21 protein-coding genes are annotated in these 23,125 nt (G+C 55.4%); 11 read left to right on the forward strand and 10 right to left on the reverse strand.

The genetic code is table 11. The features are described from left to right. Window positions 1-15: 15 nt before the first annotated feature. The 8 genes from WH298_RS20475 to WH298_RS20510 all read left to right on the forward strand — a co-directional run bounded on the left by WH298_RS20475 (window position 16) and on the right by WH298_RS20510 (window position 8,389). On the forward strand, window positions 16-1,569 hold the full coding sequence (locus tag WH298_RS20475; protein ID WP_180823838.1) for an ABC transporter ATP-binding protein: 1,554 nt from the start codon (window positions 16-18) through the stop codon (window positions 1,567-1,569). Next, on the forward strand, window positions 1,553-2,668 hold the full coding sequence (locus WH298_RS20480) for an ABC transporter permease (protein ID WP_180823839.1): 1,116 nt from the start codon (window positions 1,553-1,555) through the stop codon (window positions 2,666-2,668). The genes WH298_RS20475 and WH298_RS20480 overlap by 17 nt, the downstream gene beginning before the upstream one ends. Further along, window positions 2,665-3,603: an ABC transporter permease gene (locus WH298_RS20485; protein WP_009127939.1), complete on the forward strand. Its 939-nt coding sequence runs from the start codon at window positions 2,665-2,667 to the stop codon at window positions 3,601-3,603. The genes WH298_RS20480 and WH298_RS20485 overlap by 4 nt, the downstream gene beginning before the upstream one ends. A 3-nt stretch (window positions 3,604-3,606) precedes the next feature. Next, window positions 3,607-4,029 (forward strand): cupin domain-containing protein, encoded by a 423-nt coding sequence (locus WH298_RS20490; RefSeq protein ID WP_009127937.1) that lies wholly within the window; start codon window positions 3,607-3,609, stop codon window positions 4,027-4,029. Between the two features lies 1 nt (window position 4,030). Further along, a complete protein-coding gene (locus WH298_RS20495) occupies window positions 4,031-4,804 on the forward strand; it encodes a cysteine hydrolase family protein (RefSeq protein WP_180823840.1) in 774 nt (257 codons plus the stop codon). Next, window positions 4,801-6,186, forward strand: coding sequence for an amidohydrolase family protein (locus tag WH298_RS20500; protein WP_180823841.1), 1,386 nt, complete (start codon window positions 4,801-4,803; stop codon window positions 6,184-6,186). Before WH298_RS20495 ends, WH298_RS20500 begins: the two co-directional genes overlap by 4 nt. Before the next feature lie 73 nt (window positions 6,187-6,259). After that, the gene (locus tag WH298_RS20505) at window positions 6,260-7,156 is read left to right on the forward strand and encodes a glycosyltransferase family 17 protein (RefSeq protein WP_339541595.1); all 897 of its coding nucleotides are present in this window, start codon (window positions 6,260-6,262) and stop codon (window positions 7,154-7,156) included. Window positions 7,157-7,285: 129 nt separating this feature from the next. Continuing rightward, the gene (locus tag WH298_RS20510; protein WP_180823842.1) at window positions 7,286-8,389 is read left to right on the forward strand and encodes an NADH:flavin oxidoreductase/NADH oxidase; all 1,104 of its coding nucleotides are present in this window, start codon (window positions 7,286-7,288) and stop codon (window positions 8,387-8,389) included. A gap of 456 nt (window positions 8,390-8,845) precedes the next feature. Here the strand turns inward: WH298_RS20510 and WH298_RS20515 are convergent, their stop codons facing one another. From WH298_RS20515 to WH298_RS20545, 7 genes are all read right to left on the reverse strand, one after another. Next, window positions 8,846-10,489 (reverse strand): GMC family oxidoreductase, encoded by a 1,644-nt coding sequence (locus WH298_RS20515; RefSeq protein ID WP_007892503.1) that lies wholly within the window; start codon window positions 10,487-10,489, stop codon window positions 8,846-8,848. Further along, on the reverse strand, window positions 10,486-11,004 hold the full coding sequence (locus WH298_RS20520) for a sorbitol dehydrogenase family protein (RefSeq protein ID WP_180823843.1): 519 nt from the start codon (window positions 11,002-11,004) through the stop codon (window positions 10,486-10,488). Before WH298_RS20520 ends, WH298_RS20515 begins: the two co-directional genes overlap by 4 nt. Continuing rightward, window positions 10,994-12,403: a c-type cytochrome gene (locus WH298_RS20525; RefSeq protein ID WP_180823844.1), complete on the reverse strand. Its 1,410-nt coding sequence runs from the start codon at window positions 12,401-12,403 to the stop codon at window positions 10,994-10,996. Before WH298_RS20525 ends, WH298_RS20520 begins: the two co-directional genes overlap by 11 nt. A gap of 116 nt (window positions 12,404-12,519) precedes the next feature. Beyond that, a complete protein-coding gene (locus tag WH298_RS20530; protein ID WP_180823845.1) occupies window positions 12,520-13,227 on the reverse strand; it encodes a cupin domain-containing protein in 708 nt (235 codons plus the stop codon). A gap of 84 nt (window positions 13,228-13,311) precedes the next feature. Then, complete coding sequence (locus WH298_RS20535; RefSeq protein WP_007892495.1) at window positions 13,312-14,460, reverse strand: lactonase family protein; 1,149 nt, start codon at window positions 14,458-14,460, stop codon at window positions 13,312-13,314. A gap of 36 nt (window positions 14,461-14,496) precedes the next feature. Further along, on the reverse strand, window positions 14,497-15,135 hold the full coding sequence (gene otnC, locus WH298_RS20540) for a 3-oxo-tetronate 4-phosphate decarboxylase (RefSeq protein WP_180823846.1): 639 nt from the start codon (window positions 15,133-15,135) through the stop codon (window positions 14,497-14,499). A gap of 11 nt (window positions 15,136-15,146) precedes the next feature. Beyond that, complete coding sequence (locus tag WH298_RS20545) at window positions 15,147-16,454, reverse strand: MFS transporter (RefSeq protein ID WP_049853425.1); 1,308 nt, start codon at window positions 16,452-16,454, stop codon at window positions 15,147-15,149. A 263-nt stretch (window positions 16,455-16,717) separates the two neighbouring features. On the opposite strand from WH298_RS20545, the gene WH298_RS20550 reads away from it, so the two are divergent. Further along, window positions 16,718-17,752, forward strand: coding sequence for a LacI family DNA-binding transcriptional regulator (locus tag WH298_RS20550; protein WP_180823847.1), 1,035 nt, complete (start codon window positions 16,718-16,720; stop codon window positions 17,750-17,752). Here the strand turns inward: WH298_RS20550 and WH298_RS20555 are convergent. Further along, window positions 17,749-18,438: a substrate-binding domain-containing protein gene (locus WH298_RS20555; protein WP_180823848.1), complete on the reverse strand. Its 690-nt coding sequence runs from the start codon at window positions 18,436-18,438 to the stop codon at window positions 17,749-17,751. The genes WH298_RS20550 and WH298_RS20555 overlap by 4 nt on opposite strands. A gap of 2 nt (window positions 18,439-18,440) precedes the next feature. Further along, window positions 18,441-19,688, reverse strand: coding sequence for an alpha-hydroxy acid oxidase (locus tag WH298_RS20560; RefSeq protein ID WP_180823849.1), 1,248 nt, complete (start codon window positions 19,686-19,688; stop codon window positions 18,441-18,443). A gap of 207 nt (window positions 19,689-19,895) precedes the next feature. Between WH298_RS20560 and WH298_RS20565 the strand changes: the two genes are divergently transcribed. Together WH298_RS20565 and otnK are read left to right on the forward strand one after the other, a co-directional pair. Further along, entirely contained in the window at window positions 19,896-20,561 is a 666-nt protein-coding gene (locus tag WH298_RS20565; protein WP_180823850.1) for an aspartate/glutamate racemase family protein, read from the forward strand. Continuing rightward, window positions 20,555-21,835, forward strand: a complete 1,281-nt coding sequence (gene otnK / locus WH298_RS20570) for a 3-oxo-tetronate kinase (protein ID WP_180823851.1) — start codon at window positions 20,555-20,557, stop codon at window positions 21,833-21,835. The genes WH298_RS20565 and otnK overlap by 7 nt, the downstream gene beginning before the upstream one ends. Window positions 21,836-21,887: 52 nt before the next feature. Here otnK and WH298_RS20575 read toward each other — a convergent pair whose 3' ends face one another. Next, window positions 21,888-23,108: an aromatic amino acid transporter gene (locus WH298_RS20575; RefSeq protein ID WP_180823852.1), complete on the reverse strand. Its 1,221-nt coding sequence runs from the start codon at window positions 23,106-23,108 to the stop codon at window positions 21,888-21,890. Between the last annotated feature and the right edge of the window lie 17 nt (window positions 23,109-23,125).

Consider the following 23,125-nt stretch of genomic DNA (forward strand, 5'->3'; position numbering starts at 1 on the left):
AAGCGGGATCGACTCATGACAGCAACGGCAAACATCCGCGTCGCGCTTAACAACATCACCAAACGCTTCGCACGTGTGGTGGCTAACGACGACGTCTCGCTCAGCATTAAAGCGGGTGAAATTCACGCGCTGCTGGGTGAAAACGGCGCTGGGAAAAGCACGCTGATGCAGATCCTTTACGGCCTGTATCAGGCCGATGAGGGCAGCATCGTGGTGGATGGCAAAGCGCAGCGTTTTCGCGACCCCAGCGATGCCATCGCCTGCGGTATTGGGATGGTGCATCAGGAATTTATGCTGGTACAGCCGATGAGCGTGGTGGAGAACGTGGTGCTGGGGCTGAAAGAGAGCGCCAGCGGCGTGCTCAACCTGCATGCAGCGGCGGCACGCTTGCAGGCGCTGTCGGACAAGCACGGGCTGGCGATTGATCCCTGGGCCAAAGTGCAGCATCTGCCTATTGGCGTGCAGCAGCGCGTGGAGATCCTCAAACTGCTGTATCGCGATGCGCAGGTGCTGATTCTCGACGAACCCACTGCGGTGCTCACGCCGCAAGAGAAAGCCGGGCTGTTCGCGACCCTGAAATCGCTGTGCGCCGAAGGCCGTTCGGTGGTGATCGTCACGCACAAACTGTATGAAATCATGGCTATCGCCGATCACGTTTCGGTGATGCGCGGCGGAAAAATGGTGGATTCGGTCGATATTAAAGAGACCTCTGAACGCGATCTGGCACGCCGCATGGTGGGCCGCGATGTGGTGCTGCGCATGGAAAAAACGCCGTGTCAACCGGGTAAAACCGTGCTGCAGGTTGATAGCATCGCGGTGCGCGACGCCAGCGGACAGCAAAAAATCTGGCGCGTTTCGCTGAACGTGGCCGCTGGAGAAATCCTTGGCATTGCCGGCGTAGAAGGCAACGGGCAATCAGAGTTGGCGGAAGCGTTGCTCAATTTGCGCGAGCTGGAGGCTGGTCGCATTCTGCTTAACGGCGAAGATATCAGCGACGATTCACCCGCCACGCGGCGTCGTAAAGGCATCAGTTTTATTCCGGCCGATCGGCGCGGCGTGGGTTCGGTGACCGATCTTTCGATTACCGACAACGCCCTGCTCGGCCGCCAACGCAGCTTTACCCGCGCGGGCGGCTGGCTGCTCGACCGCCAGCGTATTAGCCAACATGCGCGCGATATCATCGCCCGATTTGCGGTGCGCACGCCGGATGCCGATTTTGAAGCGGGCAAGCTCTCCGGCGGCAATTTGCAGAAACTGATTCTGGGCCGTGAAGTCGCCAGCGATCCCTGCTTGCTGATTGTGGAGCAACCGACGCGCGGGCTGGATGTCGGCGCGATTGAGAGCGTGTGGCAAGGTTTGCTGGCCGCGCGCGATCGTGGCTGCGCCATTTTGATGATCTCCGCCGAGCTGGAGGAGATTATTAATCTCTCCGATCGCATTGCGGTGATGTACAGCGGTCAGATTGCCGGTGAGCTGGATGCCACCGCCGCCACGCCGGAACGCCTCGGCGAACTGATGGCCGGGGCGCATCTGAAAAAAAGCGGAGGCAAACATGAAGAAGCTGCTTGAACGGCGTCTGGCCCCGGCGGAATCCACCGGTGCACTGGTGCTGACCAGTTCTTGCGGCATCATTGCCGCGTTCATTATTGCTGGGTTGCTGTTTATTCCGTTTGGTGGCAATCCGCTCTCAGCCTACGGCTTCCTGTTTGACGCCGCTTTTGGTTCGCTACGCAGTTTCGGGCTGAGCCTGGTGCAGTCGACGCCTTTGATGCTGATCGCGCTGGCCACCATTGTGGTGTGGCGCGCCGGACTCGGCTACATCGGCTTTGAAGGCTGTTTTCTGTTAGGTGCCGCCGCCGCCAGCTGGATTGCGCTCTCCGGCACGCCGCAAGGTTTCCCGTGGGCAATTCCTGCGCCGCTCTACTGGCCGATGGTGCTAATCGCTGCCTTTCTCGCTGGGGCGATTTGGGCTGGCTGGGTCGGTGCATTGCGCGTTCGCTTCGGCGGCAACGATGTGCTGATTTCGCTGATGGCCAACTATGTCGCGCTGTTCATCGTGCAATATCTGGTCTCCGGCCCGATGCGTGCGCCGGGCGATTTGCCGCAGACACCGCGATTACCGGTCGATAGCTGGCTGCCCTTTGTGATGACCGGTATGCGCGCACATTGGGGCATCGCCATCGCGCTGGTCGCCACCGTGTTTGTCTTCTGGCTCATGCGCACTACGCCTGCCGGTTTCGAAATAAAAATCGCCGGTCTTAATCCGCGCGCGGCGCGCTACAGCGGCGTTGATGTCAATCGTCGCCAAATGAGCGCGGTATTGCTCGGCGGTGGCCTGGCGGCGCTGGCAGGATTGTGCGCGGTATTAGGCGTGCAGCATCGCCTGATGGAAGGCATCTCCGGCGGCGTGGGGTTTATCGGCGTGGTGGTGGCGTTACTGGCACGTCTCAACCCGATGCTGGTGATCCCGACCGCCATACTTTACGGCGGACTGGAAGTGGGCGGTAGCGCGATGCAGCGCCAAACCGGATTGCCGACGTCGGTGGTGCTGATTTTGGAAAGTTTGGTGGTACTGCTGATTCTGGCGGGCGATCTGCTGCGTTATTACCGCATCAATCTGCCCGGCAAGGGTAAAACCCGCAGCCAATTGGCGGAGGAGCAATCATGAGTCTGTGGATGAACCTGGATACCGCCTTTTTCGTCAGCTGGCTGGCGGCGGCGGTGCGTTTGGCCGGTCCGGTTTTATTGGCGGCGCTGGGCGAGATTTACGCCGAACGCTCTGGCGTTCTCAATATTGGCATTGAAGGTACCATTCTGCTTGGCGCGCTCTCCAGCTATATGATGGCGGTTGCAAGCGGCTCGACCGCTCTGGGATTTATCGCCGGTGGCGTCGGAGGGTTGCTGGTTGGCTGCGTGCTGGCCGCGCTCTATTTACGCGCCCATGCCAGCCAGATTGTGGTTGGCATCGTGTTCAATATTCTCGCTGCTGGACTCGCCACCTGGATTTACGCGCTGGTGATGGGCAATGAATCCTCTCCGACCATTCCCATGCTGGAACCCTGGCATGTGCCGCTGCTCTCTTCGCTGCCGTTTATCGGGCCGATTCTGTTCCAGCAGCCACTGCCGCTCTATCTCACCTTGCTGCTGGCGGTGCTGGCGCACGTTGGCTTGTTTCACACCCGCTTTGGCTTGTCGTTGCGCGCCGTCGGCGAAAATCCCCGCGCGGCGCATGCTGCTGGCCTTAACGTCTTAAAGATCCGCACCTGGGGCGTGCTGTTCTCCTGCGTGGGTGCGGGTTTAGCCGGCAGCTATCTGGTTACCGCGCAGATCGGTCTGTTCCGCGACAACATCGTCAGCGGGCAAGGCTTTATCGCGCTGGCGATTGTGATCTTTGGTCGCTGGAGCCCGCTTAAAGCGCTGATCGCTGCCTTTATTTTTGGTGCCGCAGATGCCTTACAACTGTCGCTGCAGCTGTTTGAAAACACGCTGCCGCCGCAGGTACTGCTGGCCCTGCCATATCTGCTCACCATTCTGGCGATGTCCGGCGTGGTGGGACGCACATTGCAACCCGGCGCGTTAACGCAGCCTTATCGAAAGGAATAACTTATGAAATCGTTTCGTTTCAACAATCTTGCCGATGTTAAGGCGTTTCGTATCACTCCGGATAGCAGCAACTACTTCGCCATCCTGTTCGACAAACCGTTAGACGGCATTGAAAACATCTTCGTGGTAGAGATCTTCAACGTTGGCGGCGCGACGCCGCCGAATGAACACGCCAGCGCGCACGAATTTTTCTATGTGCTGCATGGCGAAGGTATCGCGCGCTGCAACGATGCGGAACTGGCGATCAAAAAAGGCGATTCGTTGCTGCTGCATCCGGGCAACGACCACGCCATCCGCAATACCGGTGATAGCAAGCTGTATACGCTGACGGTGATGACGCCGAATGAAGGCTTTTCGGAACTGATTCGTAGCGGTGACCCTGTCACGCTGGATGCAGAAGATCTGCGCATCTTAACGGGAGCCTGATATGCCGGAAAATGTTTTAGGCAGCAGTCGATATAATCAGTGGCGCGTCTCAGCGCAGGTGATCGACACGCGACGTCCGCATCCAGCATCGCGTGCGGTGCAGCTGACGACGCGCGATCGTGCGGTGATTTTTGACGTAACGCGCACCGCCATCATCGTGGTGGATATGCAGAACGACTTCTGTCATCCCGACGGCTGGCTTGGGCATATCGGCGTTGATGTCACGCCGGCGCGCGCGCCAATTGCGCCGCTGCAAAGCTTGCTGCCAACGTTGCGCGCCGCCGACGTGCCGGTGATTTGGCTCAACTGGGGCAATCGCCCCGATAAGCTCAATCTCAGCCCGGCGTTGCTGCATGTCTACAACCCGCACGGTGATGGCGTGGGTTTAGGCGATCCGCTGCCGGTTTCCGGCGCGCCAGTGCTGCAGGCGGGCAGTTGGGCGGCGGAGGTGATCGATGAGCTGACGCCATGTGCCGAGGACATTCGCGTCAATAAATACCGCATGTCCGGTTTTCAGGACAGCGAGCTGGACAGCATCCTGCGCAATCTCAACATCACCACCCTGCTGTTTGCGGGGGTAAATGTCGATCAGTGCGTGCTCTGCACCCTGCAGGATGCCAACTTCCGCGGTTACGATTGCCTGCTGCTGGAAGATTGCAGCGCCACCACCTCGCCCGACTATTGTCGCGACGCCACGCTGTATAACGTGCAGCAGTGCTTTGGTTTTGTGGTGCAGGCGCGGGAACTACAACAGCAGCTGGAGCGTGACTCATGAGTTATTTATTGGCTGACGGCTGGGTCATCACCATGAATGCTCAGCGCGAGATTCTGCAACAGGCCAGTTTGCTGATTGAAGGTCATCACATTGCTGCCATCGGTACGCGCGAGGATTTGCAACGGCGTTATCCGGAAGCAGAAATTATCGACTGTCGCGAGCGCATTATCATGCCCGGCATGGTGAATACCCACACGCATCTGTTCCAGACGCTGCTGAAAGGTCTCGGCGATGACATGGTGCTGAAAAAGTGGTTTACCTGCATGACCGGGCCGAGCGCCGTGGCGTTGACCGAAGAAGATGTCTATGCCGCCGCGCTGCACGGCTGTATGGAATCGCTGCGTTCTGGCGTCACCTCGCTGGTTGATTTTATGTATGCGCATCCGCGCCCAGGTTTGACCGCGAAAGTGATCGAAGCCTTTGAAATCAGCGGTATTCGTGGCCATGTTTGCCGTGGCTTCCTCACCAGCGGCGCTGAGCATGGTATTCCCGCCGAACTGATTGAGACGCCAGAGCAGGCGCTGGCCGATGCGCGCGCGGTGATTGAGCGCTATCACCAGGTGGATGGCCGGGTAAAAGTCGGGCTGGCACCGAGCATGATTTGGGCGCTGGATGAAAAAGTGCTACGCGGCACGCGCGCGTTGGCGAATGAAACCGGTGTGCTGATCACCACCCACGTGGCCGAAACCGATTTTGAAATCGAGCAGGCAACATTGCGCTTTCAGGCAACCGATACCGAGTTCCTCAGCGATATCGGCTTCCTTGGCCCTGATGTGCTGGCGGTTCACTGTGTGCAGTGCAACTCACGTGATATCCGGGCGCTGAAGCATCACGACACGCGCGTCTCGCACAATCCTTGCAGCAATCTCTATCTCGCCTCGGGCGTGCCGCCGATTCCGGAAATGCTGGCCGCCGGATTAACCGTAGGTTTAGGGTCCGATGGTCCTGCCAGCAGCAACAATCACAATCTGTTCCAGGCGATGAAAGTGGCGGCGCTGCTGCAGAAAGGCGTGCATCGCGACCCGACGATTATGACGGCGGAAAAAGTGCTGGAGATGGCTACCATCGACGGCGCGCGGGCGATTGGTCTCGATCATCTGGTAGGCTCGCTGGAAGTGGGTAAGCGCGCTGATGTGGTGATTGTTGATACCTCACATCCAGCAATGACGCCGATCCATCATCCGGTCTCTTCGCTGGTCTATTCCGCGCTCGGCCACGAAGTGAGTGATGTGTTTGTCGACGGTGCCTATCTGCTGCGTGCCGGTGAATTTACCCAGCTTAATCAACGGGAAGTGATGGCGCGATCGCAACACGCTGCCCATTCCCTGGCAGTGCGCACCGGCAATGATAAAGCGCGCGGCTGGCGTTCAGCGGCGTTTTAGACTGAACATCAATTGCAACTTAAAAGACATTTCCTTATCGTTTTTACGTGGTAAATGATAAAAATATGTCAAAATGCTGACATTAGATGTGGGCTGTATTGAGCTTGAAGTAGAGTTATACGGAAAAATTATGATTTATGATTGTTTTTTATACTATGACGAAGACATGTTACTTGACGTTCGTCTGCATACCCTCAACGATGTTGTGGATCGATTTGTCATAGTAGAATCCACACATACATTTACCGGTAAACCGCGACGTCTTCATTTCAATATAAATAAATTTGCTGAATTTAAAGAAAAAATTATTTACGTTGTTTATGACGAATCACCTTTCGTTAAAGAAGGTGTTGTCGATGCCTGGAGGAATGAAGCCTCTACCCGAAATGCAATAATGAATGGCCTTAGTAAGGCCGACAATGACGATCTTATTATCGTGTCTGATGTTGATGAAATTCCCGACCCACGGGCTGTTTTGCAACTGGATAAGCGCCACCTTTGCACTACTCTGCATATGAATTTCTACAATTATCAGTTTAACTTACAGGTATTTAATGCCGATGGCACTCCAAGGATCTGGTCATTCCCACGCGCCACATCGTTTAAAAATTTGCAAGGTTTCTTCGGCGGTAAACCGGAAGATTTCCGCAACGTTAAAAAAAGCCTGATCAAATCCAACTTTATTAAGTGGAATCTATTTAAGTTACGAAATAAAAATATGTTATCCGCAGGCTGGCATTTTTCCTGGATTATGCGGCCTGAACGCATTTCTGAGAAAATGTCTTCTATCTCCCACACCGAATACGACCTGCCAGAGTTTAATAACAGCGAGCACATTATTGATGCGCTGAATAATGGTAAAGATATTTGGGGAAGAGATAGAAAAATGGTTAAACAAGATCTAAATAACGCTACCTTCCCTGTTTATCTTGTTAACCATCGTGAGAAGTTCCGCGAGTTCATTCTTTAAGCTTTTGCAGCGCGGCGGCACATTCCGCTTAACTTACTTTTTGCTACAACATTCAAACTCATAGCCCTCTGCAAAATGCGCTTTTAGCCCTAAGCTTTAAGACATCCAGCCACTATTGATGAGGTTTCAATGAGTTTACTGTTTAGTGCTACGCAACTGGGTAAGTTAACGCTCGATAATCGCATCGTGATCGCTCCGATGTGCCAATACTCCGCGCAGGATGGCAAAGCCACTGCCTGGCACCGCATCCATTTAGGCCAACTGGCGCTGTCGGGTGCTGGCTTACTGATCATTGAAGCGACCGCGATCGAAGCCGCAGGTCGTATTTCTCCGGGCGATTTAGGCTTGTGGGACGATGAAACAGAAGCCGCTCTGGCAAGCGTGCTGCAGGATATCCGCCACTACTCTGACATTCCGTTCGGTATTCAACTTGGTCACGCCGGACGCAAGGCGTCATGCGCCGCGCCGTGGTTAGGTGGTCAGCAGCTGTCACTGGATCAGGGCGGCTGGCAAACTGTTGCGCCTTCTGCGCAGGCATTTAATCCTGAAGATCGCGCGCCAGCGGCGCTGGATAAACAGGGTCTTGAGCGCCTGAAACAGGCTTACGTGGATAGCGCCCAGCGTGCGGCGAAACTGGGTATCCAGCTGATTGAGCTGCATGCCGCACATGGCTATTTGTTGCATCAATTCCTGTCACCATTAAGTAATCAGCGCGACGATGAGTACGGCGGTTCGCTGGAAAATCGCATGCGCTTCCCACTGGAAGTTTTCCATGCGGTGCGTGAAGCGTTGCCAGATTCCGTTGCGGTTGGCGTGCGTCTTTCGGCCACAGATTGGGTTGACGGCGGCTGGGATGTTGAGCAGTCGATTATCTTCAGCCAACAGCTGGAAGCCGCGGGCAGTGATTACGTGCACGTTTCCAGCGGCGGTCTTTCACCACAGCAAAAGATTACGGTTGGGCCTGGCTACCAACTGCCGTTTGCGCGTGACATCCGTAAACAGGTGAAGATTCCAGTGATTGGGGTGGGTTTGATTACCGAACCGCAGCAGGCTGAACAAGCGCTGCAGGTTGGCGATGCTGACCTGATTGCGCTGGCGCGCGCGGTGCTGTATGACCCGCGCTGGCCGTGGCATGCTGCCGCCGAGCTGGGCGCGCAAGCCAAAGCGCCACCTCAGTATCTGCGTTCCGAACCGCACGGTTTGAAAGGCACATTGATTACAAATAAAGCGTAAAAAATGGCGCGATAATCGCGTAATGCCGATCAGTTAAGCGCTGAGCGACTTTCGTTCGCCATCGGCTGGGGCAGTTTCAGTTATGCCGTGAGGCGACCGAGAAGAGGGCGTCTGGGCCACGCCCTCTTCACTCCCCGGCCCTGCGCCAGCCCATCCCGCCGCTGCGCGGTACCTTCACTCGTTCACGATTCCTGACGGACCGGCGGCGATTCGCTCCTGCTCAGCGCCGCCTCTCGCCGCATCCCTGCGGCTCGCCCTGGAATCCCTCGCTCGCTCAGCGGGTTGGGATGTCGCCTCAACACCCGCGCTGCAGCATCAATGCCTATTCCTGAATTATCATCGCTGTAACGCCTGTAGAGTCGCCATTCATGGCGACCAGGTAACCCCCGCGGAGCCAGTGCGCTACTTAACTAACGAGCATTACGCGATAATCGCGCCGATTTTAATTTTACTGTTTCAACTCGCCTGCATGGTCTGCAACATATGCTGCGCCAATCGCAAACTCAGGGCTGCTCCGGTTAATGTTGGATTCATGCAGGAAGCCGATGGCATGACGCTGGTACCAGCAATCCACATATTCGGATGATCGTGCGTGCGGCAATGGCTATCGACCACCGAGTTCTTTGGATCGTCGCCCATAATGGTAGTGCCCATAATGTGCTGACGATCCTGGAATTTGGTATCGATCGACAATATCTCCGCATTCAGCAGTTCGGCAAATTTGTGGAAATCCTTAATGCCCTCTTCTTTCCCGGCATGCCAGTAATCCGTCACGCTATAGTAGATCTCCGGTAACGGGATACCGATGGCATCCTTCTTGGTTTTACTCGGCGTAACGCGGTTTTCCGCCAGCGGTAAGGTCTCAAAATCAATGGCAAAGTTGAGCGAGCGGGCCGACTGCCGGCGAATTTCTGCATCAAGCTGAGAACCCAGCACCCCTTTCTCAATCAGCGAGGCAGCATAATCAGCGGTGGGCACGGTGTTGCGCACTTTAATCTTATAGCTGGGAAAATCCTTGCGGAACGCGCCATCGCGATTGTTGAGATACACCAGCAGCTCGGTCGGTCCCTGACCCGGCCAGACATCTTCCGACATCATCACGTTCATGCTGATGCCGGTATGGCCCATCAGGTTGCGCCCAACCTGATCCGACGAGTTGGCGATGCCGTTCGGATATTTCTCCGAAGTCGACATCAACAGCAGTTTGGGCGATTCGATGCCGTAGGCCGCCAGCACAAAGTAGTTAGCGGTTAAATGATGCTCAGAGCCGTCCGGTTTTTTATACCAAATGCCGGTGATCTTGCCGTCATCAGCCGCTTCGATACGATAAACCACCGCGTTATCCAGTAGTTTTGCGCCCAGTCGTTCCGCTTCATCAATATGCATTGAGCCATCATATTTAGCGGCGATAGGACAGACCGGATTGCAGTTATTATTGCCGCCGCACATTGGACGCTTGCCCCACGGCTTGGTCGCGCGCCCGTTCGGCTCCAGCACCGGGTTGTAGCCGCCTTTACCCAGCATTGCGGTTAAGCGGTCAAACAGATAACTGGTTGGCAATCCCGGCATTGGGAACGGCGTGGAGCGCGGCGGCCAGGCTTTGCCGCCCTGTCCACTCTCATCCTGGCCATCGACGCCCGATACGCCTAACTCATGCTCGGCTTTGCCATACCAGGACTCCAGCTCGTCGTAGCCAAATGGCCAATCCCGTCCACGTCCATAAAGCGTGTTGAGCTTAAAATCATTGGGAATCATGCGCCACAGCGCAGAACCGAAGTGCCACGTGGTTCCACCCACCACGCGCAAATACTTGGTGGGATATTTTACCGGGCCTACCTGCTGCAAATAATCCCCGTAGGTGGACGGGATATGCGGCGGGTTGGGATAAGGCGAGCCAACGCCCTGCAATTTAATGTTGGTTAACGACATCTTGAACGGCGAGTTGCGGAAACGTTCGACGATCTCCTGGCGAGCGACGCGCGGGCCCGCTTCAAGAATGATCACCGATTTACCGGCTTTTGCCATTTGGCAGGCGATTAAACCGCCCATTACGCCCGAGCCAATAATGATGACATCGGCATCAACTTTTGGTGCACTCATGCGCCTTCTCCTGTGGTTGCCACTTTGCCATCTTGCGTCACTGCCCAATAGAACGGCCCGCCGCCGTAGGTCGGTACCACCAGAATATCTTTGGTGGGCAGGTACATCATCGCTTCTGCATAGGCAATCAGCTCCAAATCGCTGCCGTCACCCACCACGCCGGTGTACCAGGCGGAGATAATGCGTTTAGCCGTTTGCCATTCAGGTTTATCTGCACCGAATGCAGCAAGAAAATCATCCACATGGGAAAAGTTGCGCTGCTGCAGTAACGAACGTAGCTGGGCGAGTTTCTCTGCGAAGGCTGCATCATGACGCAGCAAAGCGGCGAAATAGCGCTGGCCGAGGATCGGACCTACTGGGCGACTGACCAAAAACGTTGAAACATCAAGGAAGCCACTATCGGCTATCTGTTCCGCGGCGCGCGCGCGGGCTGGGAAGATTGAATTACACATCGCACCCAGTGACAAAATCCCCATGCCTTGCAGCAGACGACGTCGGGAAAGGTTATGCGCCATGTTTTTTCCCCCTGCGCGTAATGGCAAACAGCAGCACCAGTAAAATAATCACCACTATCGCGCCTCCGCCCCAAACTGCAGGCTGCGCCAGACGTGCGATCAATGGACGCTCTCCGCCCTCACGCAACGTTTTTACCTGATCAGGCGTGACGTTGAGTTCGGCATTGCCAAAGTTTTTCAGCACATAGTTACTGACGTCGGCGATTTGCCGATCGGTTAATCGATCGGTAAACAATCCATCCGGGCCAAAGCCTGGCATCGCAACATCTTTGCCATTTACCTGGCGATGTACGCCATAGACGATGGTGGCAATCAGGTTATCCGCCTGTGGCGCACCGGTTGCGGTGTTATGGAATAGCGAAGGATAGAATTGATTACCCGCACCGTCCGCCTGGTGGCAGTTGGCACAGGAACTGGCGTAAACCTGCCAGCCCGCGTCGGGATGGTTAAGTGCGCGCTGGGCCATTTCATCGCTTGCCGGTTTACCCATGCGATCCCGTGGTTGACGAGTCGGTTGGCCCACGGCGGGAACCTGGCGCAGGTAAGCAACCATCGCGTTGATATCATCATCCGACAGATGCTGCAGGCTGTGCTCTACCGCTTCTGCCATCGGACCCGCCGCCTGCGCTTTACCCGCTACGTGGCCGGTTTTGAGATATTGCGCAATCTCCGCATCGCTCCAGTTGCCGATGCCTGCTTGATTGTCAGGCGTGATATTCGGCGCATACCAGCTGCCAAGGCTGCCGCCACTTAGCGCGCGATCGTTGTTCTGCCCCATCAGTGCATTACGTGGTGTGTGGCAGGTATCACAGTGCGCCAGAGCATTGACCAGATAATCGCCGCGATTAACCTGCACCGATTTATCCTGGGCCGGAATAAACGGCTTATCATCAGCAAACAGCATATTCCAGAAAAACATACTTGAACGAATATTAAACGGGAAAGGTAAATCCGTTTTTGGCGGCACATTATCGTCCGCTTTCACCCCGTGCATAAAATAAGCATACAGAGCGTGAATATCCGCATCTGAAATTTTAGCGTATGAGGTATAAGGCATCGCCGGATAAAGATGCTGTCCCTGCTTATTTATTCCACTGCGTACTGCTTTAGCAAAATCTTGTTCGGTGTAATTACCAATCCCCGCTGTTTTAGACGGAGTGATATTGCTGGCGACGATATTACCGAGTGGTGAAGAGATAATATAACCGCCGGACATTTCCCTGCCCTGATTCGGTGCGGTATGGCATGCGCCACAGTCCGCGGCAATAGCCAGATACTTGCCTTTCGCAATAAGAGTCGCAGCATCGTCCGCACTTTCAGCATGTGCTGAAAATGTTGCCGACATGAGAATGCTCAACGCGAAAGGCAGACAACTCTGTCTCACCTTTCTTGCTTTCATTGTAATTGCTTCCGGTAAATAATTATTAGTATGGTAAAAACAATAATGCACTTCTGCAGCAAGGCCACAGAAGTGCAGATTATCAGAACGCTTAGATTCACAAAATACAAACATTGCTATAACAATTCATAATCATTGAAGATGATATTTTCGCCACTGGCGGCCGTTATATCGACCTTGCCAGGGTCGGTTAAAAACGCATCGCCGGGATGGACCCAAATTTCTTTTACCCGATTGGCGTGAGCCTGATCGGCAATCAGAACCCGCCCCTCAGTAAAGAACACGCGCACGCCAGGCCCGTGTTGCGTGTATTCTCCGGTGCTGGCTCCCGGTTTCAGTGTGACCTTCCAGCCGCGGACGGTTTCCTTATCCAGTACCTGCTGGAAAGCATCACTGGCAGGCCGGGTGGCGTTACCAAAATGTTGCGGCCCGGGGATATTAATTTCAAAAGCGACCTGATGATTAACGGTGCTACCGGTATTGGTCACTTTATCGGTTTCTGACTTGCCCTGATGCGCGCCAAATTTAACATTACCGCTTTTCATTTCAGTGTTGTTAACGGGTTTATCCGGATATTCAATTTTCACCGGGCTGCCCTCAATATGTGTATTCACATAATCAAGATGCTGCTCATGAAACTGGGTTGATTGTCCCGGCTGAATCAACACGCGCATTACGGTGACGTATTTATTTTCCAGAATAACGTGATGTAGCGGTTCAAGATGGGTGGCGACGCCTTTTTCTGCAGCCTGCGCCTGCATTGCCACACTAAATAGGGTTGAGCAAAATAAGGTGCTCAGTAATGTCTTGCGAATAGTCGACATAAAAACTCCTTTACTGACAATATATATAACGCATCGAAAAAATAACGTTCATCAATTACACAGAGAAAATAATGAGTACTTTATTTACTCAACGATGGTGACCCAGTTCGCCCCCTTTCCGGTGGGCACACGCTCAATTAATGTGAGTTTGCCGCTGTCTTGATCAATGGAGTAGAGCGACACCTGGGTTGACTTCTGACCCGATTCAATTAAATAGCGGCCAGAATTATCAATCGCAAATCCGCGCGGTTGTGCTTCTGTTTTGGTGCTATTAATCAGCGTTAAGCGGCCATCCTGCGGGGAAACGCGAAACGCCGTAATATTACTGCTGGTGCGTTCGGTGGAATACAGGAACCGGCCATTAGGGGTGAGGTGAATATCGGCTTGCCATAAGCGTGGTTTGGCCGATTTCGGCAAATCATCATCGCCAGTCAGTGGCCGCGCTTCGCCGCGCTGCATGTTCGCCGCGATGAGCGGATCGAGTGATGGCGTCGCCTCATGCTCCGTCAGCGTGCCATCTTTATTCAGCGTGAGGCGCGAAATGTTGCCCGCCATTTCGGTCAGCAAATATAGATTCTGTTCACCTCGCCCATCACGCTGCGGTGCGAAGGCGAAATGGCGCGGCCCGGTGGCGGCTTCGCGCTGGATATTCACAAAGGCGGGGCTATTGGCCGTCACTTTTCCACTTTTGCTATCAAACCGATATTGCAGCAGCTGATCGGCGCCCAGCAACGGTACATATAAAAATTGATTGCTGGGATCGGTTTGGATCGCATGCGCTCGCTTGCCGGTATGCACGACTTGTACCGGCGCACTCTCTACTTTGCCATCGCTGGCGATGCGATTAATGCTGAAGAGATCCCCGCCGTAAGAGGAGGAGAGCAGAAAGCGCCCGCTTTTATCCAGCGCTAAATACGCCATCGCTTCAGGCAATGGGGTATCGGCAAAATGGCTCAGCGTCCCATCGGGCTGAATATGCCAGGCCGAAACATGGTATGGCTGGCTGCGGACCGAGACGTAAAGCGTTTTCTTATCCTGCGATACCACCATTGGCATACTTTTCAGGCCGCTGGGATATTCACCCACCGGCTTGAGCTGCTGCTGGGTCTTATTCAGCGCATAGGCCGTCACCGTGCCACTGTCACCATTTGATACGTAGACAAATGACTTTTCCTGCGCCATTACCGCGGATGCAAACAGCATCATGCCGGCGGCCATTACCGTCTTGTTCATTGATAGGTCTCTTTTTTGTAGGGGACAGCGATTGAGTTACCAGCGCGTATTAAAGTGCTCACACAACTCCAATACCGCTTTCTCCGGCAGCGCGTCAGGCTTATCCACACAGTTCAGCCACAGTCGTGCGGTTTCCTCCAGCTCCTCAAGGGCAAAACTCACCGTCGAAACTGATTTGCCCCACATCACGGGCCCTAATCTTTCCAGCATCACGCCGCGCACCTCGTTTGCCAGTTCAGCAACCTGCTCTGCAACGTCGGCATGGCCCGGACGGCGATAATCGATCAACGGGATGCGCCCTACTTTCATCACCTGATACGGCGTGAGCGGCGGCAAAATACTGTCGCGTTGCCAAACGCCTGCCAGCGTTAGCTGTACCAGATGGGTGGAATGGGTGTGCACCACGCCGTGCGCTTCCGGGTTGCGATCGTAAATCTGGCGATGCAGCAGCAGCGTTTTTGACGGTTTATCGCCCGAAACCCATTCGCCATCGCGATTGACCTTAGCAATGCGGCCCGGCTCCAGATGCCCCAGGCAGGCGTCGGTTGGCGTAATCAGCCAGCCATCCTCCAGGCGAGCACTGATGTTACCCGCCGTGCCGGTGGTATAGCCGCGATTAAACAGATCGGCTCCCACCTGGCAAATTTCCTCACGCAACGACTGTTCATTTTGCATCGAAATCACTCCTATTGGTTGGCGGTGGCAATCACGTTGGTATCACCTTTGGGGCTGATCGGTAAGGGTTCCAGCTTGCCGAGCACAAACATAAAGGTCAGCGCGCCCAGCACACAGATGCCGCCCGCAACCAGCAGTGGTACCACAAAGGAACCGTGGCTCAGGCTCAACATCAAGCCGGTGAATGACGCGGTGACAATCCCAGCGAGGTTGCCGGCAAAGTTCTGAATACCGCCCAGCGTGGCGACGTAATTACTGGCTGGCGCCACGTCCGCGGGCAGCGTCCAGATATTGGCTGCGGTAAACGCTAAACCGGCGTAAGTAATGGAGAAAAGCGTCAGAATGACCGCAATGCTGTCGGTAAAGGCCGCGAAGGCAATGACGCTGGAGAGCAGCATGCCGCTAATCAGGCAGGTTTTGCGTGCTACGGTCAGACTAAACCCTTTGCGATACAGGGCATCTGAGACCACCCCACCCAGCAGGCTGCCCGGAATCCCCATCAGAGCAGGAATGGCACCCAGCGTACCCAGCTCTTTCAACGAAAAGCCGTGCGCAACGGTGAGATAGGTTGGGAACCAGGTAACAAAAAAGTAGGTGGCGAAATTCATGCAGAAGAAGCCAATCATCATGCCCCACACATTGCGATGGCGGAACAGCGACCACAACTCGACTTTCGCGTTGGCCTGCGTGGTGGGTAACGCGCGATCTTCCAGCAAATTCTGGCGCTCGGTTTCATCCAGGCCTTTCATCTCTTCCGGTTCGCGATAGAACACTAACCAGATCACCACCCAAATCAGCCCTAAAGCGCCAGTCACGATAAAGGAGGTTTCCCAGTTCCACACGCTAATCAGCCAGGCGACCAACGGCAGCGCCAGCGCACTGCCAGCACGCGGGCCGGCATCAAAAATACCGCTCGCCGTCGCACGCTGCTTTTTCGGGAACCAACTGTAAACCACTTTCACACAGCCCGGATTTCCGCCGGCCTCACCCAACCCTAATGCTAAGCGTGCCGCAAAAAGTGAAGTGAAACCTTTACCAAACGAGGTAAACACCGTAAACAACGACCACCAGCCCACCGCGATGGCCAGACCGGCGCGGGCACCGAGGCGATCGAGTAAGCGTCCAGCGGGGATTTGCATCAGCGCATAGGTCCAGAAAAAGGCGCCCAGAATCAGCCCCATGCTGGTGTCATCCAGCCCTAAATCGGCTTTGATGTGCGGTGCAGCGATCGCAAGGTTAATACGATCGATGTAATTGATTGCGATAGCGAAAAAGCAGAACACGATCATCAGCCAGCGAATTCGTGGATATCTGCGCATGGTGAATTCCTTTATGATTTATTGAGAGGTAACAAAGGTTCTGCGGCCCTGCGACGCCCGCAGCCCGCGTTGTGGTTAAATTTGGGGGTGACAGGTCATAAACGTGTTAAAAAACGTGAGCAGGCACACCCAACCTGATAACATGATGTCAAAAGTAAGCGATTACAAAATTCAGTCAAGCCAAAAGTAAGCGCTTTCAAAATTGATAGTGAGTTGTCTGCAATTTTTGTGGGCAAGCTCACTCTTTCTGCAGGAGTGACTTGATGAGTGAGAAGCAAAATGGATCTGGCCGCGTATCACTGGATGATGTTGCGCGTCTCTCAGGGGTATCAACGGCGACGGTTTCGCGCGTACTCAACGGCAGCACCACGGTAAAGGCGTCGCGTCGTGAAGCCGTGGAGAGAGCCTGCGAGGAGTTGGGATATGTGATCAACCGCGCCGCTCGCACCCTCGCCTCACGCCGCAGTATGACCATTGGCGCGGTGGTGCCGACGCTGGCAACCGAAACCTTTTCGCGCCCGTTGGCGGCTTTTCAGCAATTGATTCACGAAGCCGGTTATACGCTGCTATTGGCCAACTCAAACTTCGATCCGGAAACCGAGCTGAAAGAAGTTAATAAGCTGATTGAATACGGCATTGATGGCCTGATGCTGGTGGGAAATACCCACCATCCGAAGCTTTGGGAGCGCATTGTTCAGCAGGGGATCGCCTGCGTGCAGACCTTTTCGCAAGACAGCGAAAGACCTTGCGTAGGCTATGACAGCGAGGGTGCAGCGGAGAGCATGGCGCAACATTTGTTGGGCTTAGGGCACCAGCATTTTGCGGTGATTGTCGGCACGCCGCCGTCGAATGATCGGATTTCCGAACGTCTTAACGGTACGCGCCGCGCCCTACAGCAGCGCGGATTAACGCTGCCGGACACACATCTCATTGATAACGCCTTCAGCATGAATGATGCGCGCCGAGCGGTGTTCCGCCTACTCGATGGCCCGCAGCCGCCTACCGCCATCATTTGCGGTAACGATCTGCTGGCGTTTGGGGCGATGCGCGCGGCCAGCGAGCGCTATTTGCGCATCCCTAATGATATCTCCATTGTCGGCTTCAACGACTACGAATATGCCGAGCATCTGGAGCATCCGCTGACCACCATGCGCGTCGATTTAGCCTCAATTGGCGAACATGCAGCCCACTATTTGTTGAACACGCTGAACAATCTGCCGGCACAAACGCATACGCAGATTGGTACCGAACTGATTGTACGGGGCAGCAGCGGCTCGGTGCCCCGTCAGGAGCGTTAATCGCGGCTGACCATGCCAAACCGGCTGAACACGTCCGTCACCGGCGGCGTTTTCAGCCAGGTGAGAAAGGTTTGCGCCCGCTCTGGCTGCTGAGCACGGCTCAACACCGCCGCAGAGAGCGAAATGGCCTGCTGCGTGCCGGGCGGCAGCGGCCCAACCACATCAATGCCCTCTACCATTAGCAATTCACTAATCTGCTGTATCGCCAGATCGGCCTTGCCGTTCACCAGTTGTTCCGCAGTAAACCCTGCCGGAATCACCGTACCGCGCGCGCGCAGTTCTGCATCGATATTGAGCTGTTTTAACAGCTGCGAAAACCATACGCCGCTGGCCCCCGCTTCTGACCAGGCTACCGAGCGTGCCGCCAGCAGCGCCTTGACAAGGTTGTCACGATTACTGATATCCGGCTGTGCCGCGCCTGCCCGCACCGCGACACCGATCGGCGAATCAACCAGTTCAATCCGCGTGCGCGCATCAGCGATACCCGATTGCGTTAGGCGATCGAGCGTTTCAACCGTCGCAATCACCACCTCGGCCTGCGCGCCCGCATTGAGCTCCTTTTCAATAATGGTGCTGGGATGCCAGCGAATCGCCAGCGGTGTCGCTGGCTGTTGCGCCCGCCATGCGGGAATCAGCGTAGTAAAGGGCGCACTCAGTGCCAGCGCGCTGTAGATCGGCAGTTCCATGCTTAAGCCTCCCGCGCGAAAAGCGGTGCGCGACGCAGCAGCGCAGCGTTAAGTTGGTCAGGACGCGTCACGCCAATCAGCGCTAAGTCGCGGTCAATTTCATCACGCAGGATATGCATAGCGTGCTCAATACCCGCCTGCGCGCCAATCACTGCGCCATACAGGAATGGGCGTCCCAGAAACACGAAGTCGGCGCCCAGCGCCATGGCTTTCATTACATCGGTACCACGGCGAATACCGCTGTCGATGATCACCTTCATATCGCCCTTCGCGGCAGCAATTTCCGCCAGCGTATGCAGAGGCGGCACGGTGTGATCAAGCTGGCGGCCGCCGTGATTGGAAAGAATCACCGCATCCGCCCCGAGATCGCGCGCAATGAACGCATCATCCGGTGACATCAAGCCCTTGATCACCAGATTACCTTTCCATTTTTTGCGGATCGCTTCGACATGTTTCCAGCTCAGCTGGTCGCGGGCATTGGTGTTGCGCACTTTACTCGACATCATCGGCGGGCCGCGTTCGGCATCGGTATTTTCAAAGTGCGGCGCACCATGGCGCAGGAAGGTTTGCGCCACCGTACCCAGCAGCCAGCGTGGGCTCATCGCGCTTTGCCACATCACTTTTGGCGTGAGTTTTATCGGCATACTGAAGCCGCTGCGGGTGTTGTGTTCACGATTACCCAGCATTGGCGTATCGCCGGTGACCACTAATGTTTTGTAGCCCGCGCGTTCAACGCGATCGACTAAACGATCGATACGCGGTTGATCGCCCGCCAGATAAGCCTGGAACCAGGCTTCCGGGTTGGCAGCAATCACCTCTTCCAGCGGAATCAATGACGATGCGCTGAGGATCATCGGGACATTCATCGCTCTTGCCGCTTTCGCCAGCATCAGATCTGCGCGGTAACTGACAAATGACGCGCCGCCCAGCGGAGCAACGCCAAACGGATGCGACCAGTCATGACCCAGCAAATTAACCCGCTGATCGCGCCCCGACACGTCACGAAACATGCGCGGCACAAACACATATTGCTGGTAAGCCTCATAGGCGGCAGCCAATCCTCTGCCGGTTTCCACGCCGCCTTTAACGTACTGATAAATCATATTGGGTAACCGCTTGCGCGCGTGACGTTCAAAATCCTCCAGCGCCAGCAAGTCACGAAAATGGCGTGGCACCGTATTCGCAGGACGCACCTGCGCTTCGGGTGACACGTTTACGTTAATAGCGGTGGTTTCTCCACGAATGGTCATAGTGCGTTCTCAGTGTTATCCAATAAGTAAGCGATTTCAAAATAGGCATTCTGACGAATGCTTCCAATCTATATCCTGCCAGATACACAGTTTTTTTATGTGACAGCTGTCACTATATCAAGACAAATGTAAGCCCTTACATTTTCATCTCAGATTAAGTATGGTGTGCTGTAATTCACTTGTGTATCGCTGGTGACGGAGAGAATGATGAGCCAACGCATAGTTTTATTGCATGCCACCCCGGTGGCGATGTCCCCTATTCAGGAAGCGTTTAACGATCTTTGGCCTGAAGCCGAAGTGGTGAACTTACTGGATGATGGTTTGACCCTCGATCGCGCCAAAGAGGAACAGCTGTCGCGCCCGCTGATCGATCGCTTTGTGGCGTTTGGCCGTTACGGTTATGCGATGAATGCGCAGGGCATTCTGGTGACCTGCTCCGCTTTTGGCCCGGCGATTGATGAGCTCGCTGCAGCACTGCCGGTGCCGGTGCTGAAACCCAATGAAGCGATGTTTGAAGCGGCACTGCAGCAAGGTGAGCGAATTGGTATGTTGGCCACGTTTGGACCGTCATTGGTAACCATGTGCGATGAGTTTAACCACTATGCCGCGCAAATTGGCTCAAACGCGACGCTGGAAACCGTGCTGGTTCCGGACGCTATCGATCTGCTGCGTAAAGGTGATGTCACCAACCACAACCGTTTAGTGGCGGAGTTCGCACCCCAGCTGAGCCACTGCGATGTAATTATGCTGGCGCACTTCTCAACGTCGCGAGCCGCAACCGCTGTGCGTGAGCAGGTGGCGATTCCCGTGTTAACCGCGCCGCACGCGGCAGTGAAAAAAATGCAGTTGGCCATCGGAGGTGCATCATGCTGATTGGGGTCATTGCCGATGATTTTACCGGTGCCAGCGATATTGCCGTGACGTTATCGAAAGGATTGGCGGGTGAAGGCGGTTTACATACCACGCAATATCTCGGCATACCGCAACAGCCTGCAACGGCAGACGTTGAGGCCGGCGTTATCGCCCTGAAGTCGCGCTCCCTGCCCGCCGCAAAAGCGGTGCAGCAATCATTGGCCGCCTGCGAATGGTTATTGGATCAGGGCTGTACGCAGATCGTGTTTAAATACTGCTCCACCTTTGACTCCACCGACGACGGCAATATTGGCCCGGTGCTGGACGCACTCGCCGCACGTTTAGAAGCGCGGCGCGTCATTGTTTGTCCTGCGTTCCCCGCCATGGGACGTACGGTTTATCAGGGCAATCTGTTTGTCCACGATCGCCCACTGAATGAGTCCGGGATGGAACATCATCCGCTCACGCCGATGAAAGATGCTGATATTCGCCGCTTACTGGCGCGTCAGGCTCGCACGCGCGTCAGCCACATTCGCTGGCAGCAGGTGGTACAAGGCAGTGAACAACTGCGTGAGACGTTGCAAGCCTACAGCGAAGATGAGCCGCAATTACTGGTTGTCGATGCGCTGAGCGACCACGACCTGACGATTATCGGCGTCGCGGCGGCGGAAGCGCGGCTGATCAGCGGTGGTTCGGGCATTGCACTGGGTTTACCGCACAACTTTATCAGTGCGGGTAAGGCACAGGGAGATAGCCGTAAATTCCCCGCGATCGCTGGCCCCAGTGCGATTCTGGTGGGCAGCTGTTCTGGCGCTACGCGCGGGCAGATTGAGGAGCACCAAAAACACCATGCGGTGCTGGCGATAGAGATTCAGGATGTGATGGCGCAACGCATTCACGCCGATGACGTGGTGAACTTTATCCTTGCGCATCAGGATGATTGCCCGCTGGTTTACTCATCGGGCGATCCGACCAGCGTGAGGCAAGCGCAGCAGCAGTTTGGTCAGCACAACATCTCACAACGTCTTGATCAGCTGTTTGGAGACAGCGCACGCAAGCTGGTGTATGAAGCGGGCATTCAGCGTTTGGTGGTGGGCGGCGGAGAAACGTCGGGTGCGGTCGTCAGTGCGCTTGATTTAGGTTGTTTGCAGGTTGGCCGCGAAATCGATCCCGGCGTGCCGGCGCTGTTTGCTCAGCGCGATCGCCCGCTGGCGCTGGCATTGAAATCGGGTAATTTTGGCCGGCGCGATTTCTTCTCCCATGCACTTAAGGTTTTAGCCGCTTCAGGCGATTAACTCCCCCAAAAAACAGAAGACAACCTCTAGATGACGTTGTCTTCTGTTTTCGTTAGCGCCCACCGAACGCCGGCAGCAGTTGAAACCAGCTCAGCAGCCAGGCGAGAATATTCAGCGCACCAAATACCAGCAGTAATATCACCGCCAGCGAACAGCGCTGCTGTGACTTCCATGCCAGCAGCGCCGGAATAAACACCGCCCACAAAGTCGCAAAAAGTCCGGCAAAACCAATCGCCGCGACAAATCCGTGCGGCCACAGGATCGAAGCCATCAGCGGCGGCAAGAATGTCAGACACGCCGTTTGCAGGCGTGCCCCCGGTGAATTACCGAGGCTAAGGCGATCGGCGATGAAATCAAACAGTCCGGCGGTGACGCCCAGAAATGAGGCGATTACTGCAAAATGCGAGAAGATCGACATCATGAGCGAGAGCGCATTGACGTGCAGATGTTCACGCAGCGCCGCCATCAGCGCAGCGATATCGCCGCCCTGCTTCACGATCGCGGGAAACGCCGCGCGCGGCAGATTACCCATGGTGCTGGTTAGCCAAAACAGATACAGAGCCAGTGACATCAGCGTGCCCAATACCAAAGCGCGCGTGATGTGTTTTTTATTGCCGGCGTAATAGCTGACTAACCCGGTGATATTGCCGTGATAGCCAAACGAGGCGAGACAAAACGGCAGTACGCCCAGCGCATACGGCCAGTAACGTTCCCCGGCCGCTGGCGCGCTCAGCAGCGATGAAACATTCACCTGCGTCAGCAAGCCGCCGAATAGCAGAATAAGCAGCAGAATTTTGGCCAGTACGCAGAAGGTCATTAAACGACTGACGCCGGTGGTGCCGAGCCACACCACCGCCGCCACACACACGGCCAGCAAAATTTTCGCCTCAGCGGTGGAGATGGGCAATCCCGCCTGGTTAAGTGAATGTTGATAGACCGGGCCGCTGGCGGAAATGTAGGCGTAGGTGAGAATGCCGAGTACAAACAAGATGCTGAGGCCATTGAGCGCTGCCCATCCGCGCCCCAGCAGATCTTTGGTCAAGGTATCGTAGCCCGCGCCCGGCGGATAGGTCAGGCTCACGCGCATAAACAGTAAGCCGGATAGCAGCATGCCGCCCCAGCTGATCAGCAGCAGCACCATTGCCCAGCCAAACCACGCACCCGCCATCACCACCGGCAGCGTAAACATGCCGGCGCCCACCACGGTGCCGCAAATAATCATCGCGCCCCACCAAACGGAAGGCTGGCGGCGGGACAATGTCATCTCCGTCATCACTTATTCCCTACAAA

The sequence above is a fragment of the Pantoea nemavictus genome (assembly GCF_037479095.1).
Lineage (GTDB): Bacteria > Pseudomonadota > Gammaproteobacteria > Enterobacterales > Enterobacteriaceae > Pantoea > Pantoea nemavictus.